The organism is Citrobacter sp. wls716 (genome assembly GCF_005280975.1).
GTDB lineage: Bacteria > Pseudomonadota > Gammaproteobacteria > Enterobacterales > Enterobacteriaceae > Citrobacter > Citrobacter youngae.
The window spans coordinates 1-15899 of record NZ_SZWX01000025.1 but is presented as its reverse complement, the minus strand read 5'-3'; the positions used below and the strand labels follow the sequence as shown (position 1 = coordinate 15899).

At 52.3% G+C, this 15899-nt stretch carries 20 protein-coding genes; 14 read left to right on the top strand and 6 right to left on the bottom strand.

What is annotated here, in order from left to right; genetic code table 11:
• Window positions 1-15 precede the first annotated feature (15 nt).
• Window positions 16-648, bottom strand: a complete 633-nt coding sequence (crp, locus tag FDX24_RS08025) for a cAMP-activated global transcriptional regulator CRP (protein ID WP_000242758.1) — start codon at window positions 646-648, stop codon at window positions 16-18.
• Window positions 649-954: 306 nt separating this feature from the next.
• Here crp and FDX24_RS08020 point away from each other — a divergent pair, with 306 nt between their 5' ends.
• Window positions 955-1359, top strand: a complete 405-nt coding sequence (locus FDX24_RS08020) for an OsmC family protein (protein ID WP_043018552.1) — start codon at window positions 955-957, stop codon at window positions 1357-1359.
• A gap of 98 nt (window positions 1360-1457) precedes the next feature.
• On the opposite strand, the gene FDX24_RS08015 is transcribed toward FDX24_RS08020, so the two are convergent.
• The 4 genes from FDX24_RS08015 to FDX24_RS08000 all read right to left on the bottom strand — a co-directional run bounded on the left by FDX24_RS08015 (window position 1458) and on the right by FDX24_RS08000 (window position 5601).
• Window positions 1458-2327 (bottom strand): phosphoribulokinase, encoded by an 870-nt coding sequence (locus tag FDX24_RS08015; RefSeq protein ID WP_048213534.1) that lies wholly within the window; start codon window positions 2325-2327, stop codon window positions 1458-1460.
• 53 nt (window positions 2328-2380) lie between these two features.
• On the bottom strand, window positions 2381-2599 hold the full coding sequence (locus FDX24_RS08010; protein ID WP_003023615.1) for a YheU family protein: 219 nt from the start codon (window positions 2597-2599) through the stop codon (window positions 2381-2383).
• Window positions 2596-3618 carry a hydrolase gene (locus tag FDX24_RS08005; protein WP_048213532.1) on the bottom strand — a complete coding sequence of 341 codons (1023 nt, stop codon included), beginning with the start codon at window positions 3616-3618 and terminating at the stop codon, window positions 2596-2598. The genes FDX24_RS08010 and FDX24_RS08005 overlap by 4 nt, the downstream gene beginning before the upstream one ends.
• An 81-nt stretch (window positions 3619-3699) precedes the next feature.
• Window positions 3700-5601 carry an ABC transporter ATP-binding protein gene (locus tag FDX24_RS08000; protein WP_048213531.1) on the bottom strand — a complete coding sequence of 634 codons (1902 nt, stop codon included), beginning with the start codon at window positions 5599-5601 and terminating at the stop codon, window positions 3700-3702.
• 132 nt (window positions 5602-5733) lie between these two features.
• On the opposite strand from FDX24_RS08000, the gene kefG reads away from it, so the two are divergent.
• The 4 genes from kefG (at window position 5734) to slyD (ending at window position 8994) form a co-directional block, all read left to right on the top strand.
• The gene (kefG, locus tag FDX24_RS07995) at window positions 5734-6285 is read left to right on the top strand and encodes a glutathione-regulated potassium-efflux system ancillary protein KefG (RefSeq protein WP_048213530.1); all 552 of its coding nucleotides are present in this window, start codon (window positions 5734-5736) and stop codon (window positions 6283-6285) included.
• Window positions 6285-8090, top strand: a complete 1806-nt coding sequence (gene kefB, locus FDX24_RS07990) for a glutathione-regulated potassium-efflux system protein KefB (protein WP_048213529.1) — start codon at window positions 6285-6287, stop codon at window positions 8088-8090. The genes kefG and kefB overlap by 1 nt, the downstream gene beginning before the upstream one ends.
• A gap of 9 nt (window positions 8091-8099) precedes the next feature.
• Window positions 8100-8300 (top strand): YheV family putative zinc ribbon protein, encoded by a 201-nt coding sequence (locus FDX24_RS07985; RefSeq protein ID WP_048213528.1) that lies wholly within the window; start codon window positions 8100-8102, stop codon window positions 8298-8300.
• A 94-nt stretch (window positions 8301-8394) separates the two neighbouring features.
• Window positions 8395-8994 carry a peptidylprolyl isomerase gene (slyD, locus tag FDX24_RS07980; RefSeq protein WP_137364104.1) on the top strand — a complete coding sequence of 200 codons (600 nt, stop codon included), beginning with the start codon at window positions 8395-8397 and terminating at the stop codon, window positions 8992-8994.
• Window positions 8995-9192: 198 nt separating this feature from the next.
• On the opposite strand, the gene FDX24_RS07975 is transcribed toward slyD, so the two are convergent.
• Window positions 9193-9411, bottom strand: a complete 219-nt coding sequence (locus tag FDX24_RS07975; RefSeq protein WP_003023639.1) for a protein SlyX — start codon at window positions 9409-9411, stop codon at window positions 9193-9195.
• Between the two features lie 232 nt (window positions 9412-9643).
• Between FDX24_RS07975 and fkpA the strand changes: the two genes are divergently transcribed.
• The 9 genes from fkpA to FDX24_RS07930 all read left to right on the top strand — a co-directional run.
• Window positions 9644-10474 carry an FKBP-type peptidyl-prolyl cis-trans isomerase gene (gene fkpA, locus FDX24_RS07970; RefSeq protein WP_252362816.1) on the top strand — a complete coding sequence of 277 codons (831 nt, stop codon included), beginning with the start codon at window positions 9644-9646 and terminating at the stop codon, window positions 10472-10474.
• Window positions 10475-10585: 111 nt separating this feature from the next.
• The gene (locus FDX24_RS07965; RefSeq protein ID WP_003023643.1) at window positions 10586-11308 is read left to right on the top strand and encodes a transcriptional regulator; all 723 of its coding nucleotides are present in this window, start codon (window positions 10586-10588) and stop codon (window positions 11306-11308) included.
• Window positions 11308-11694 carry a sulfurtransferase complex subunit TusD gene (gene tusD, locus FDX24_RS07960; RefSeq protein WP_005121677.1) on the top strand — a complete coding sequence of 129 codons (387 nt, stop codon included), beginning with the start codon at window positions 11308-11310 and terminating at the stop codon, window positions 11692-11694. Before FDX24_RS07965 ends, tusD begins: the two co-directional genes overlap by 1 nt.
• Window positions 11694-12053, top strand: coding sequence for a sulfurtransferase complex subunit TusC (gene tusC / locus FDX24_RS07955; protein WP_048213526.1), 360 nt, complete (start codon window positions 11694-11696; stop codon window positions 12051-12053). The genes tusD and tusC overlap by 1 nt, the downstream gene beginning before the upstream one ends.
• Window positions 12054-12060: 7 nt before the next feature.
• On the top strand, window positions 12061-12348 hold the full coding sequence (gene tusB, locus FDX24_RS07950) for a sulfurtransferase complex subunit TusB (RefSeq protein WP_003023651.1): 288 nt from the start codon (window positions 12061-12063) through the stop codon (window positions 12346-12348).
• 125 nt (window positions 12349-12473) lie between these two features.
• Window positions 12474-12848: a 30S ribosomal protein S12 gene (gene rpsL, locus FDX24_RS07945; RefSeq protein WP_003023654.1), complete on the top strand. Its 375-nt coding sequence runs from the start codon at window positions 12474-12476 to the stop codon at window positions 12846-12848.
• 95 nt (window positions 12849-12943) lie between these two features.
• Window positions 12944-13414, top strand: a complete 471-nt coding sequence (gene rpsG, locus FDX24_RS07940; RefSeq protein WP_003023657.1) for a 30S ribosomal protein S7 — start codon at window positions 12944-12946, stop codon at window positions 13412-13414.
• A 96-nt stretch (window positions 13415-13510) separates the two neighbouring features.
• Window positions 13511-15625, top strand: coding sequence for an elongation factor G (gene fusA, locus FDX24_RS07935; protein ID WP_003023659.1), 2115 nt, complete (start codon window positions 13511-13513; stop codon window positions 15623-15625).
• Between the two features lie 69 nt (window positions 15626-15694).
• On the top strand, window positions 15695-15899 hold a 205-nt coding region (locus FDX24_RS07930), incomplete at its 3' end, for a GTP-binding protein (RefSeq protein ID WP_000031659.1).

Sequence of the window (15899 nt, the reverse complement as noted above, 5' to 3'; positions counted from 1 at the left end):
GCCATGTCGATGGGATTAACGCGTGCCGTAGACGACGATGGTCTTACCATGCGCGGAGATCAGATTCTGATCTTCCAGCATTTTCAGGATACGACCAACGGTTTCACGGGAACAGCCAACGATCTGGCCAATTTCCTGGCGGGTAATTTTAATCTGCATGCCGTCCGGGTGAGTCATTGCGTCAGGCTGTTTCGCCAGATTCAGCAGAGTCTGGGCGATACGACCAGTTACGTCGAGGAAGGCAAGGTTGCCTACTTTTTCAGACGTTACCTGCAGACGACGAGCCATCTGAGAAGACAGACGCATCAGAATATCTGGGTTGACCTGGATTAATTGGCGAAATTTTTTGTAGGAAATTTCAGCGACTTCACATGCGGTTTTGGCACGTACCCAGGCGCTACGTTCCTGGCCTTCTTCGAAGAGGCCTAATTCACCAATAAAATCGCCCTGATTCAGATAAGAGAGGATCATTTCTTTCCCTTCTTCATCTTTGATCAGCACTGCCACTGAGCCTTTAACGATGTAATACAACGTTTCCGCTTTTTCACCCTGGTGAATCAGCGTGCTCTTCGATGGGTACTTATGAATATGGCAATGAGACAAGAACCATTCGAGAGTCGGGTCTGTTTGCGGTTTGCCAAGCACCATGCGCGGTTATCCTCTGTTATAAGCTGTCTCCAGAGCCAAAAAACAACCTGTCTCTGGGTTTGCAAAAATGTGCTTCCCGCTACCTGGGAAGGGGGCTGTCAATACGTGCGACGGCCTGTAATGTGATGTCCTCTGCATACATGCAGTACGTCAATGTATTACTGTAGCATCCTGACTGTTTTAGCATAGCTTTCGCCGTGTGTCTCCTGGTGTCTCGCTTCAGCATGACGCAGGTCGCCTTCCATTGCGAGAATTGTTATGTACGCGTAATCTGTCAGGAAAATTGAAACATTGGAGTTACGAAATATGCAAGCGCGTGTAAAGTGGGTTGAGGGGTTAACCTTCCTCGGTGAGTCCGCCTCAGGCCACCAAATTTTGATGGACGGTAACTCTGGTGATAAAGCGCCGAGCCCGATGGAAATGGTCTTAATGGCTGCGGGCGGTTGCAGCGCAATTGATGTGGTGTCGATCCTGCAAAAGGGGCGTCAGGATGTGACCAACTGCGAAGTGAAGCTGACCTCCGAGCGTCGTGATGAAGCGCCGCGCCTGTTCACCCATATCAACCTGCATTTCATTGTAACGGGTAACGACCTGAAAGATGCGTCTGTGTCTCGCGCAGTTGACCTCTCGGCGGAGAAGTATTGTTCCGTAGCGCTGATGCTGGAAAAGGCGGTGAACATTACCCATTCTTATGAAGTCGTTGCCGCGTAATTGCTGATGCCGGATGGCGGCGTTGCCTTATCCGGCCTACAGGATGATGTTGAGTCGTAGGCCGGATAAGCGAAGCGCCATCCGGCGCTTTCCACATCTCACTCTATCTTTTTACCTTCCATCAGTCGCTGGACCAGCGGTAGCATAATCAATTCCATCGCCAGACCCATCTTGCCGCCCGGCACGACCAACGTATTGATATGCGAAATGAATGAGCCCTGCAGCATCGCCAGTAGCCAGGGATAATCGATGCCTTCCAGATTACGAAAATGAATCACGACAAAGCTTTCATCCAGTGACGGAATGCTCCTGGCGGCAAAGGGATTAGAGGTATCGACGGTCGGTACGCGTTGGAAGTTAATATGCGTGCGGGAAAACTGTGGTGTGATGTAATTGATGTAATCGTCCATTGAGCGCACCACCGAGTCCATCACCGCTTCACGTGAATGCCCGCGTTCGCTGGTATCGCGGGTCAGCTTCTGGATCCACTCCAGGTTTACGATCGGCACCACGCCAACCAGCAGATCGACATGCCGGGCCACGTTTTGCTGTGGGGTGACAACGCCACCGTGAAGTCCCTCATAGAACAGGACATCCGTCGGTTCAGGCAGCGGCTGCCAGGGCGTAAATGTCCCCGGAACCTGATTCCACGGTACGGCCTCATCGTAGGTGTGCAGATATTTACGCGACTGACCTTTGCCCGTCTGGCCGTATTCAATGAAGGTTTGCTCCAGCAGACCGAAGTCGTTAGCTTCGGGGCCGAAATAGCTGATATGCCGCCCGGCATCGCGTGCTTTGCGAATCGCCATGTCCATTTCCGGACGGGTATAGCGATGAAAACTGTCACCTTCCACCTCGGCGGCGCGCAGATTTAACTGCGCGAAAATTTTACGAAACGCAAGGCTGGTGGTGGTGGTCCCCGCGCCGCTGGATCCTGTTACCGCAATCACCGGATGTTTGGCAGACATAACAACTCCATGAAATGGTTGTAATTATAGTAAAGTCGGCCGGCGGCTACGGGTTACTCGTGAATCTGCTTCCTCGGCATAATGTTGACCGTTTCATGCAGTTCGGACCACACCAGCACGGCCTCACCTGATTGTAGTTGGCGTTTGACGTCGGCGACTTTTTGTTCGAGCGAGCGTTCATGTTCACCATAATCGGTGCCTTCGCGCAAGACAAAGCTTTCAATCAGATTGTCCAGCGCGTCCGGGGAGATGTCTTGCCAGGGGATGATCATGATGACGCCTCCAGATACGTTGTCAGCCAGTCCGGGATTCTGGATTCCAGCCACATCTCCGGATGGCGTATCGTACCGCCAATGAATCCGACATGGCCGCCGTGTTCGGTGAGTTGATATTCCACCTGTGAGGGCAGATTTTCCGGTTCAGGGATCACATGACTATCCATAAACGGATCGTCCTTGGCATGAATAATCAGCGTGGGTTTGGCTATCTGATTAAGCAGCGGCATGGCGCTACACTGACGGTAATAGTCTATCGCATCGGCGAAACCGTGAATTTTGGCGGTGATCAGATCGTCAAAATCGCGAATGCGACGCAGAGATTTCAACTGGGCCAGACTCACCGGCAGCGAGCCAGGATAAGCCTCAAGCTTACGCGAGGCATTGGCTTTCAACAGGTTAAGCAGGTAGCGCTGATAGACCTTGGAGAATCCTTTGTCCATATGGTAACTACAGGCTTCCAGCACGAAAGGCGCGGAGACGATAACCGCGGCATCAATGGGGATCGTGTTCCCTTCTTTTGCCAGCAGGCAGGCCAGCATGTTTCCACCGAGCGAATAGCCAACCGCAGCGGTGGGTACACGACCGAACTCACGCTCCAGCCAGTGTAAAAACCAGGTGCCGTCTTCTGTTTCACCGGAGTGATAAATTCGGTTCAGACGATTGGGTTCACCGCTGCAGCCGCGAAAATGCATCACCACGCCCAGCCAGCCGCGCTTTTGTGCTGCTTCAATCAGGCCGTGGGCGTAGGGGCTGTTCAGGCTGCCTTCCAGACCGTGAAAAACCACCAGGCGCGGCTTGTGTTTCGCCTGTTGCGGATCTTCGCTCCATGCCAGATCGACAAAGTCACCGTCAGGCAATTCCAGACGCTGCCAGTGGGCATCGAACTTCACCTTGCGGCGAATTAAACGCGGCAGCATCGTCTGTAAATGACGGTTACTGATACCGCGCATCGGGCGGAATTCTCGCGAATCGTCGGTAGGTGGGGTCATTTCTGTGGACGTGATTTCAACCATAACACCAGAGCAATTAATAATCGGAAAGAATAACTATACCGTGCGCAGCGCGTGCGGGTTAGCCAATATGTGATTTTGTGCTTACTCGGCCAGCATCTGCTCAAGCTGCTCCTGCGCGTCCAGCCAGGCCATTTCACACTCTTCCAGCCCGGATTTCGCGCTGGCTTGTTGCTGCAAGCATGCCGTGAGTTCAGCCTTGCGGCTTTGGTCGTACAGTTCGCTGTCGCCGAGTTTCTCTTCCGCCTGTGCCAGCTGTGCGTGCAGTTTCTCCATCTCTTTTTCCAGACGAGTAATCTCTTTACGCAGCGGTTGCGTCAGGGTGCGCAGCTCCGCTTCGCGACGCTTCTGGTCTTTACGCGCCTGGGCGCTGTTAACGCTCTCTTTCGCCGGTTCGTCGCCCTGGCTTTCCTGTTTTTGCACATCGCTCAGCCACTGCTGATAATCCTCCAGATCGCCGTCAAACGGCTCGACTTTCTTGTCGTGTACCAGATAGAGGTCGTCGGTGGTGGAGCGAATCAGGTGACGGTCGTGCGAAACCACGACCAGCGCGCCTTCGAAATCGATCAGCGCTTCGGTCAGCGCCTGACGCATATCTAAATCCAGGTGGTTGGTCGGTTCATCGAGCAGCAGTAGGTTCGGGCGCTGCCAGACGATCAACGCCAGCACCAGACGCGCTTTTTCGCCACCGGAGAAGCGACGGGTTTCTTCGCTGACTTTATCGCCCTGGAAGCCGAATCCGCCGAGGTAGTCTCGCAGTTTCTGCTCAAGCTCCTGCGGCGCCATGCGCGCCAGGTGCTGGATAGGCGATTCATCGGCGCGTAAAAACTCCAGCTGGTGCTGAGCGAAGTAGCCCAGCTTGATGCCTTTCGCCAGGCCAATCTCGCCGCTGATGGGGGCCAGTTCGCCGGCCAGCAGCTTAATCAGCGTTGATTTACCCGCACCGTTGCGGCCTAACAGGCCGATGCGAGAACCCGGCACCAGATTCAGTTTGATGGAGTCGAGGATTGTGCGATCGCCGTAGCCAGCACTCACTTTTTCCATTTTCAGCAGCGGATTAGGCAGGCTTTCAGGTTCACGGAAGCTGAAATGGAACGGGTTATCGACATGGGCTGGAGCGATAAGCTCCATACGCTCCAGCATTTTGATACGGCTCTGCGCCTGCTTTGCTTTGGTGGCTTTAGCACGGAAACGATCGATATAGCTTTGCAGATGCGCCACACGCTCCTGCTGGCTTTCGTACATGGCCTGTTGCTGCGCGAGGCGGGTCGCACGCTGGATTTCAAACGCGCTGTAGTTGCCGGTGTACTCGAACATGGTTTGTTGTTCGATATGGATAATTTTATCCACCACCGGATCGAGGAAGTCGCGGTCGTGGGAGATCAAAATCAGCGTGCCCTGATAGCTTTTCAGCCATCTTTCCAGCCAGATCACCGCGTCGAGATCGAGGTGGTTGGTCGGTTCATCGAGCAGCAGCAGGTCTGAACGGCAAATCAGCGCCTGTGCCAGGTTGAGACGCATACGCCAGCCACCTGAGAAGTCGCTGACCGGACGCTCGAGCTGCTCGTTAGAGAAACCGAGGCCGTGCAGCAGGCTGGCGGCGCGTGAACGTACGGTCCAGGCGTCAATGGCATCCAGTTTTCCATGGACGGTGGCAATGGCGTGTCCATCGTTACGTTCATTGGCATCGTTTAACTGGGCTTCCAGTTGGCGATATTCGCGGTCGCCATCAATCACGTATTCCAGCGCAGGCTGTGGTAACGCAGGCGTTTCCTGATTCACCCATGCGAGCTGCCAGTTTCCCGGGAACGTAAATCCGCCGGCGTCAGCGCTGATTTCATTTTTCAGCAATGCCAGCAGGGTAGATTTACCGCAGCCATTTTTACCCACCAGGCCAACCTTCTGCCCGGGATTAATGGTGGCCGTGGCATTGTCCAGCAAGACGCGCACGCCGCGACGAATTTGTAACGATGAGAAAACAATCATAAGGCGCCGTATGTTCAGACTATGTTAATTTATCATTATGATAATGTAATGTGTGGGCCGTTTGCCGCACCGAGGCGCAATGGTAGCCCAAAACGCCGAAAATAGACAAAAGACAAAACCGGGAGGGGGATGATGTCCCAGCCAGCGAAAGTGTTGCTGCTGTATGCCCATCCGGAATCTCAGGACTCGGTCGCGAACCGGGTTCTGCTTAAACCGGCCATACAGCTCAGTAATGTTACCGTGCACGACCTATACGCGCACTATCCCGATTTTTTTATCGATATTTCTCACGAGCAGGAACTGCTGCGTGAGCATGATGTGATTGTTTTTCAACATCCGCTCTATACCTATAGCTGCCCGGCCCTGCTAAAGGAGTGGCTTGACCGCGTACTGAGCCGCGGGTTTGCCAGTGGCCCCGGAGGGAATCAACTGGCGGGAAAGTACTGGCGGAGTGTGATCACTACCGGCGAACCGGAAAGCGCCTACCGCTATGACGCGCTAAACCGCTATCCGATGAGTGATGTGCTGCGCCCTTTCGAGCTAACGGCAGGAATGTGCCGGATGCACTGGATGAGCCCCATCATCGTTTACTGGGCCAGACGGCAAACGAAGCAGGAGCTGGACAGCCATGCGAAAGCGTATGGTGACTGGCTGGCGAATCCGATCCCTGTGGGAGGCCGCTGATGGAAGGTTCTGATTTATTGACTGCAGGAGTGCTGTTCCTTTTCGCGGCGGTGGCTGCGGTGCCGTTGGCATCGCGGCTGGGTATTGGACCGGTGTTGGGGTATTTGCTGGCGGGGATCGCTATTGGCCCATGGGGACTTGGATTCATCAGCGATGTGGATGAAATTCTGCACTTCTCCGAGCTGGGCGTGGTCTTCCTGATGTTCATCATCGGGCTGGAACTTAACCCGGCCAAACTATGGCAATTGCGGCGTTCAATTTTTGGTGTCGGTGCCGCGCAGGTGTTACTTAGCGCGCTTGTCCTGGCAGGGTTATTGATGCTCACTGACTTTTCCTGGCAGGCGGCAGTGGTTGGCGGCATTGGTCTGGCGATGTCATCGACCGCAATGGCGTTACAGCTGATGCGGGAAAAAGGGATGAACCGCAGCGAATCCGGACAACTGGGCTTTTCGGTGCTGTTGTTCCAGGATCTGGCGGTGATCCCGGCGTTGGCGCTGGTTCCGCTGTTAGCAGGATCAGCCGATGAACATTTTGACTGGATCAAAGTGGGCATGAAAGTGTTGGCTTTTGCTGGCATGTTGATTGGCGGACGCTATCTGCTGCGTCCTGTATTTCGCTTTATTGCGGGGTCCGGCGTGCGGGAAGTGTTCACCGCTGCGACGCTGCTGTTGGTGCTGGGTTCTGCTTTATTTATGGATGCGCTGGGGCTGTCGATGGCGCTGGGAACGTTTATCGCTGGCGTGCTGCTGGCGGAAAGCGAATACCGACATGAACTGGAAACGGCGATTGATCCCTTTAAAGGGCTTTTGCTCGGGTTATTTTTCATCTCTGTGGGGATGTCACTTAACCTTGGCGTGCTTTATACCCATATTTTGTGGGTAGTGGCGAGCGTGATAGTACTGGTCATCGTGAAGACGCTGGTGCTCTATGTGTTGGCGCGGCTGAACGGCATGAGAAGCTCGGAGCGGATGCAATTTGCGGGGGTGCTAAGCCAGGGCGGAGAATTTGCCTTCGTGCTTTTTTCAACAGCATCTTCCCAGCGGCTGTTTCAGGGCGATCAAATGGCACTTTTGCTGGTAACCGTCACGCTGTCGATGATGACCACGCCACTGCTGATGAAGCTGATTGATAAATGGCTCTCCCGCCAGTTTAACGGCCCGGATGAAGAAGATGAAAAACCCTGGGTGGAAGACGATAAGCCGCAGGTGATTGTGGTGGGGTTTGGGCGCTTTGGTCAGGTCATCGGTCGCCTGTTAATGGCCAATAAGATGCGTATTACCGTTCTGGAACGGGATATTAGTGCGGTGAATCTGATGCGTAAATATGGCTATAAAGTCTATTACGGCGATGCCACACAGGTGGAGCTTTTACGTTCCGCTGGCGCAGAGGCGGCGCAGTCTATTGTGATCACCTGCAATGAACCTGAAGACACGATGAAGCTGGTGGAATTGTGCCAACAACATTTTCCGCATTTGCATATTCTTGCGCGAGCGCGCGGACGTGTAGAGGCGCATGAGTTATTACAGGCAGGTGTCACGCAGTTTTCCCGTGAAACTTTCTCGAGCGCACTGGAACTGGGGCGCAAAGCGCTGGTGTCGTTGGGGATGCATCCGCATCAGGCGCAGCGTGCCCAGTTGCATTTTCGTCGACTCGATATGCACATGCTACGGGAATTGATCCCAATGCACACCGATACGGTGCAAATCTCTCGTGCCAGAGAGGCCCGACGCGAGCTGGAGGAGATTTTCCAGCGGGAGATGCAGAAAGAACGGCGCCAGCTGGATGGCTGGGATGAATTTGAGTAGAGGATAACCATGGCAATTCGTAAACGTTTTATTGCAGGCGCAAAATGTCCGTCCTGCCAGGCGCAGGATTCGCTGGCGATGTGGCGTGAAAATAATATCGATATTGTTGAGTGTGTTAAGTGCGGTCATCAGATGCGCGAGGCCGATAAACAGGCCCGCGAGCACGTTCGCAAAGAAGAGCAAGTGATCGGGATTTTTCATCCGGACTAGCGATATGCCGCAGCTTTTTTTAAGCTAGAGGGTACACGGGTGCAGAATTCCGCTACAATCTGCGCCACTATTCTTTCCATGCTCAGGAGATATCATGAAAGTAGCAAAGGACCTGGTGGTCAGCCTGGCCTATCAGGTACGTACAGAAGACGGTGTGTTGGTTGATGAGTCTCCGGTGAGTGCACCGCTGGACTACCTGCATGGTCACGGTTCCCTGATTTCTGGCCTGGAAACAGCGCTGGACGGTCATGAAGTTGGCGACAAATTCGATGTTGCTGTTGGCGCAAACGACGCATACGGTCAGTACGACGAAAACCTGGTGCAGCGTGTTCCTAAAGACGTCTTCATGGGCGTTGACGAACTGCAGGTTGGCATGCGTTTCCTGGCTGAAACTGACCAGGGGCCGGTACCGGTAGAAATTACCGAAGTGGAAGACGACCACGTTGTGGTTGACGGTAACCACATGCTGGCTGGCCAGAATCTGAAATTCAACGTCGAAGTTGTCGCGATCCGCGAAGCGACCGAAGAAGAACTGGCTCATGGCCACGTTCACGGCGCGCACGGCCACGACCACGATCATGACCACGGTCATGACGGTTGCTGCGGTGGTCACGGCCACGACCATGGTCACGAGCACGGCGGCGAAGGCTGCTGCGGCGGTGGTGGTAAAGGTAACGGCTGCGGTTGCCACTAATACCCTTCGTCTTTCAACCCACAGCGGTGTTGGCTGCGCTTTCGAATCCTGGTCACATAGTTATCTATGCTCCCAGGACTTCCTCAAGCTTGCCGCCTTGCTGTGATTTGAAATCCTTTGGGTATATGTGAGTAGATCCGATAAGTGTTAGCGCTTTCGGACACAAAAAAAGCGGGAATATCCCGCTTTTTTTACGTCTCAATAATGTGGCGGAGGGGTCTCTTCAGACTGTGACGCGATATGAGACGGCTGAGTGGCTTTGAGCTTTTCTGTCAGCAGACGCAGATGGTCGCGCAGTTTGGCCATTTCCAGTTCATGTGCGGTCACGGTTACGTTCAGCTCTTCAATGGTTATCTCCTGAAACGCCAGGCGACTCTCCAGCTCAGCCAGGCGAGTTTCCATCGTTGTATCCTGCATGATTCACCTCTTCTGTTTTTCTCCGGCAGATCGCGGACTGCGGCGAATTCTACTTAACTTTGCCTGTTTGCACAGCACACAATCTTCGGTCACGAAACTAATTTAAACAAAAAGAGTCTGAAAAGTGGTGATAATAGGGCGTGCCTGTATGTTGATTTGTTCTGCAACGCTTTATAGTACATTTTTATGTTAGTTAACCCTGGGGTGAGATGCCCCGGCCCTGGAGAGATGGATGAAATCACTGTTTAAAGTAACGCTGCTGGCGACCACAATGGCCGTTGCACTGCATGCCCCGATCACCTTCGCTGCTGATGCCGCGAAACCAGCCGCTACTGCTGACAGCAAAGCAGCATTCAAAAATGACGACCAAAAAGCCGCTTACGCGCTGGGCGCGTCCCTGGGTCGTTATATGGAAAACTCCCTGAAAGAACAGGAAAAACTGGGCATCAAACTGGATAAAGATCAGTTGATCGCGGGTGTTCAGGATGCGTTTGCAGACAAGAGCAAACTGTCTGACCAGGAAATCGAACAAACTCTGCAGGCATTTGAAGCGCGCGTGAAGAGCTCCGCTCAGGCAAAAATGGAAAAAGACGCGGCTGACAACGAAGCCAAAGGTAAAGTATACCGCGAGAAATTTGCTAAAGAGAAAGGCGTTAAAACCTCTGCCACTGGCCTGGTCTACAAAGTAGAGAAAGAAGGTACCGGTGCCGCTCCGAAAGACAGCGATACTGTAGTCGTAAACTACAAAGGTACGCTGATCGATGGTAAAGAGTTTGATAACTCTTACACCCGTGGTGAGCCGCTCTCTTTCCGTCTTGACGGTGTTATTCCAGGCTGGACTGAAGGCCTGAAAAACATCAAGAAAGGCGGCAAAATCCAGTTGGTTATCCCACCGGATCTGGCATACGGTAAAACTGGCGTTCCGGGCATCCCGGCAAACTCCACGCTGGTCTTTGATGTTGAGCTGTTAGATATCAAACCGGCACCAAAAGCCGATGCGCAGCCAGAAGCTGCACCGGCTGATAAAGCTGCAGACAGGTTTTTTATTATCGACAGGATATAATTAATACTGGAAAGCGCCTTGTGCGCTGTATTACTTTAGATGCCCCTATAATAGTGATGAGCCTGCCCTGACAACATAACGACAGGCTCCTGAAAAGGAGTGCTTTTTTTCATGTCCAGGTCGCTTTTAACCAACGAAACCAGTGAGCTAGATTTGCTGGATCAACGTCCTTTCGATCAAACCGACTTCGATATCCTCAAATCCTACGAAGCGGTAGTGGACGGGTTGGCGATGCTCATTGGTTCCCATTGTGAAATCGTATTGCACTCTTTGCAGGATTTGAAATGCTCGGCCATTCGCATCGCTAACGGTGAACACACGGGCCGTAAAATTGGCTCGCCGATTACCGACCTTGCGTTGCGTATGCTGCATGATATGACGGGTGCGGATAGCAGCGTGTCGAAGTGTTATTTCACACGCGCGAAAAGCGGTGTCTTGATGAAGTCGGTGACGATTGCCATTCGCAACCGTGAGCATCGCGTGATTGGTCTGCTGTGCATCAACATGAACCTTGATGTTCCTTTCTCGCAGATAATGAATACCTTTATCCCGCCGGAGACCCCGGAAGTGGGATCAGCCGTGAACTTCGCGTCCTCAGTCGAAGATCTGGTGACGCAGACGCTGGAGTTCACCATTGAAGAAGTGAACGCCGATCGTAATGTCTCCAACAATGCCAAGAATCGTCAGATTGTCCTGAACCTGTATGAGAAAGGGATCTTCGATATTAAAGATGCGATCAATCAGGTCGCCGATCGTCTGAACATCTCTAAGCACACGGTCTACCTCTATATTCGCCAGTTCAAAAGCGGTGATTTCCAGGGGCAAGATAAGTAATGCGTTTTGCCATCATGGTAACCGGGCCCGCCTACGGCACACAGCAAGCGAGTAGCGCATTGCAATTTGCGCATGCGCTACTCGAAGAAGGACACGAGTTGTGTAGCGTTTTCTTTTATCGTGAGGGCGTGTATAACGCGAACGTTCTGACATCGCCCGCCAGTGATGAATTTGATTTAGTTCGAGCCTGGCAAAAGCTTCACCAACAGCATGGTGTGGCGCTGAATATCTGTGTTGCGGCAGCCTTGCGGCGTGGTGTTGTTGATGAGACTGAAGCAACACGCCTAGGGTTGTCTGGTGCTAATTTACAATCAGGATTTACTCTCAGCGGTCTTGGATCGCTGGCTGAAGCATCCCTGACGTGCGATCGCGTGGTGCAGTTTTAATGAAACGTGTTGCCTTTGTTTTTTCTACTGTGCCGCACGGCAGCGCATCCGGCCGCGAAGGACTGGATGCTTTACTGGCGACATCTGCATTAACGGAAGATCTCGGTGTGTTCTTTATCGGTGATGGTGTCTTCCAGATCCTCCAGGGGCAACAACCGGATGTCGTTCTGGCGAGAGACTATATTGCTACTTTCAAACTGTTAGGATTGTACGATATAGAACAATGCTGGCTTTGTGCGGCCTCATTGCGTGAGCGAGGCCTGGCAGAGGGAGCGAATTTTGTGGTTGATGCGACGGCGCTTGAACCGGAAGATTTACGCCGTGAGTTAGGCAACTTTGACGTCATTTTAAGGTTTTGAAACTCTCATGCTGCACACACTACATCGCTCCGCGTGGCTTACCGATTTCTCCTCTCTTCTTCGTCTGATTGATAAAGACGATGAGCTTTTATTGCTCCAGGATGGCGTGACGGCAGCAATCGAAGGAAGCCGTTTCCTTGAAAGTCTGCAAAATGCCTCCATTAAGGTCTATGTACTGGAAGAAGACATTAAGGCTCGCGGGTTGAGTGGTCAAATTTCAGACAGTGTCGTCAGGGTTAGCTATACTGACTTCGTCAGACTTACGGTGAAGCATCCCAGCCAGATGTCCTGGTAATTGTGGGATCGTTGTATATTTCTTGACACCTTTTCGACACCGACCTAAAATTCTGCGTCCTCATATTGTATGAGGTCGTTTTATTACGTGTTTACGAAGCAAAAGCTAAAACCAGGAGCTATTTAATGGCAACAGTTAACCAGCTGGTACGCAAACCACGTGCACGCAAAGTTGCAAAAAGCAACGTGCCTGCGCTGGAAGCATGCCCGCAGAAACGTGGCGTATGTACTCGTGTATATACTACCACTCCTAAAAAACCGAACTCCGCACTGCGTAAAGTTTGCCGTGTTCGTCTGACTAACGGTTTTGAAGTGACTTCCTACATCGGTGGTGAAGGTCACAACCTGCAGGAGCACTCCGTGATCCTGATCCGTGGCGGTCGTGTAAAAGACCTCCCGGGTGTTCGTTACCACACCGTTCGTGGTGCGCTTGACTGCTCCGGCGTTAAAGACCGTAAGCAATCACGCTCCAAGTATGGCGTGAAACGTCCTAAGGCTTAATGGTTCTCCGTTAAGTAAGGCCAAACGTTTTATATTAATGTCAAACTAAACTCTTAGAGTTTTGGACAATCCTGAATTAACAACGGAGTATTTCCATGCCACGTCGTCGCGTCATTGGTCAGCGTAAAATTCTGCCGGATCCGAAGTTCGGATCAGAACTGCTGGCTAAATTTGTAAATATCCTGATGGTAGATGGTAAAAAATCTACTGCCGAAACTATCGTATACAGCGCGCTGGAGACCCTGGCTCAGCGTTCTGGTAAAAACGAACTGGAAGCTTTCGAAGTAGCTCTCGAAAACGTGCGCCCGACTGTCGAAGTTAAGTCTCGCCGCGTTGGTGGTTCTACTTATCAGGTACCAGTTGAAGTCCGTCCGGTCCGTCGTAATGCTCTGGCAATGCGTTGGATCGTTGAAGCTGCTCGTAAACGCGGTGATAAATCCATGGCTCTGCGCCTGGCGAACGAACTTTCTGATGCTGCAGAAAACAAAGGTACTGCAGTTAAGAAACGTGAAGACGTTCACCGTATGGCAGAAGCCAACAAGGCGTTCGCACACTACCGTTGGTAATCCCTTCGGAGTTTTAGTCACCAGGCGGGCGCTTCTAGTAAGCAGCCCGCTTTGGGCTACTTAAATTGAACGCCTAAAAGATAAACGAGGAATCAAATGGCTCGTACAACACCCATCGCGCGCTACCGTAACATCGGTATCAGTGCGCACATCGACGCCGGTAAAACCACTACTACCGAACGTATTCTGTTCTACACCGGTGTAAACCATAAAATCGGTGAAGTTCATGACGGCGCAGCCACCATGGACTGGATGGAGCAGGAGCAGGAGCGTGGTATTACTATCACCTCCGCAGCGACTACTGCATTCTGGTCTGGTATGGCTAAGCAGTACGAACCGCATCGCGTAAACATCATCGACACCCCGGGGCACGTTGACTTCACAATCGAAGTAGAACGTTCCATGCGTGTGCTTGATGGTGCAGTAATGGTTTACTGCGCAGTTGGTGGTGTTCAGCCTCAGTCTGAAACCGTATGGCGTCAGGCAAACAAATATAAAGTTCCGCGCATTGCGTTCGTTAACAAAATGGACCGTATGGGTGCGAACTTCCTGAAAGTTGTTGGTCAGATCAAAACCCGTCTGGGCGCGAACCCTGTTCCGCTGCAGCTGGCAATTGGCGCTGAAGAAGCGTTCACCGGTGTTGTTGACCTGGTGAAAATGAAAGCCATCAACTGGAACGAAGAAGATGCAGGCGTAACCTTCACTTATGAAGATATCCCGGCTGACATGCAGGAACTGGCTGAAGAATGGCACCAGAACCTGATCGAGTCCGCTGCGGAAGCTTCAGAAGAGCTGATGGAGAAATACCTGGGTGGTGAAGAACTGACTGAAGAAGAGATCAAAAAAGCTCTGCGTCAGCGTGTTCTGAACAACGAAATCATCCTGGTAACCTGTGGTTCTGCGTTCAAGAACAAAGGTGTTCAGGCGATGCTGGATGCGGTAATTGATTACCTGCCATCCCCAGTCGACGTACCTGCGATCAACGGTATTCTGGACGACGGTAAAGATACTCCTGCTGAGCGTCATGCTAGCGATGACGAGCCGTTTGCTGCTCTGGCATTCAAAATCGCTACCGACCCGTTCGTGGGTAACCTGACCTTCTTCCGCGTGTACTCTGGTGTGGTTAACTCCGGTGACACCATCCTGAACTCCGTGAAAACTGCACGTGAACGTTTCGGCCGTATCGTACAGATGCACGCTAACAAACGTGAAGAGATCAAAGAAGTTCGCGCGGGCGATATCGCTGCTGCTATCGGTCTGAAAGACGTGACCACTGGTGACACTCTGTGTGACCCGGATCACCCGATCATTCTGGAACGTATGGAATTCCCTGAGCCGGTAATTTCCATCGCGGTAGAACCGAAAACCAAAGCTGACCAGGAAAAAATGGGTCTGGCTCTGGGCCGTCTGGCTAAAGAAGACCCGTCATTCCGCGTATGGACTGACGAAGAATCTAACCAGACCATTATCGCTGGTATGGGTGAGCTGCACCTCGACATCATCGTTGACCGTATGAAGCGTGAATTCAACGTTGAAGCGAACGTCGGTAAACCTCAGGTTGCTTACCGTGAAGCGATTCGCGCGAAAGTTACCGATATCGAAGGTAAACACGCTAAGCAGTCTGGTGGTCGCGGTCAGTACGGTCATGTTGTTATCGACATGTACCCGCTGGAGCCGGGTTCAAACCCGAAAGGCTACGAGTTCATCAACGACATCAAAGGTGGTGTAATTCCTGGCGAATACATCCCGGCCGTTGATAAAGGCATCCAGGAACAGCTGAAATCTGGCCCGCTGGCTGGTTACCCGGTTGTTGATCTGGGCGTGCGTCTGCACTTCGGTTCTTACCATGACGTTGACTCCTCTGAGCTGGCGTTTAAACTGGCCGCTTCTATCGCCTTCAAAGATGGCTTTAAGAAAGCGAAACCAGTTCTGCTTGAGCCTATCATGAAGGTTGAAGTAGAGACTCCGGAAGAGAACACCGGTGACGTAATCGGTGACTTGAGCCGCCGTCGTGGTATGCTTCGTGGTCAGGAATCCAACGTCACTGGCGTTGTTATCCATGCTGAAGTTCCGCTGTCTGAAATGTTCGGATATGCAACCCAGCTGCGTTCTCTGACCAAAGGCCGTGCTTCTTACTCCATGGAGTTCCTGAAGTACGACGATGCGCCGAACAACGTTGCTCAGGCCGTTATTGAAGCCCGTGGTAAATAATCCACAGGATTAAAACCTAAGTCCCGTGCTCTCTCCATAGGGGAGAGCACTATAGTAAGGAATATAGCCGTGTCTAAAGAAAAATTTGAACGTACAAAACCGCACGTTAACGTCGGCACCATCGGCCACGTTGACCACGGTAAAACTACCCTGACCGCTGCAATCACTACCGTACTGGCTAAAACCTACGGCGGTGCTGCTCGTGCATTCGACCAGATCGATAACGCGCCGGAAGAAAAAGCTCGTGGTATCACCATCAACACTTCTCACGTTG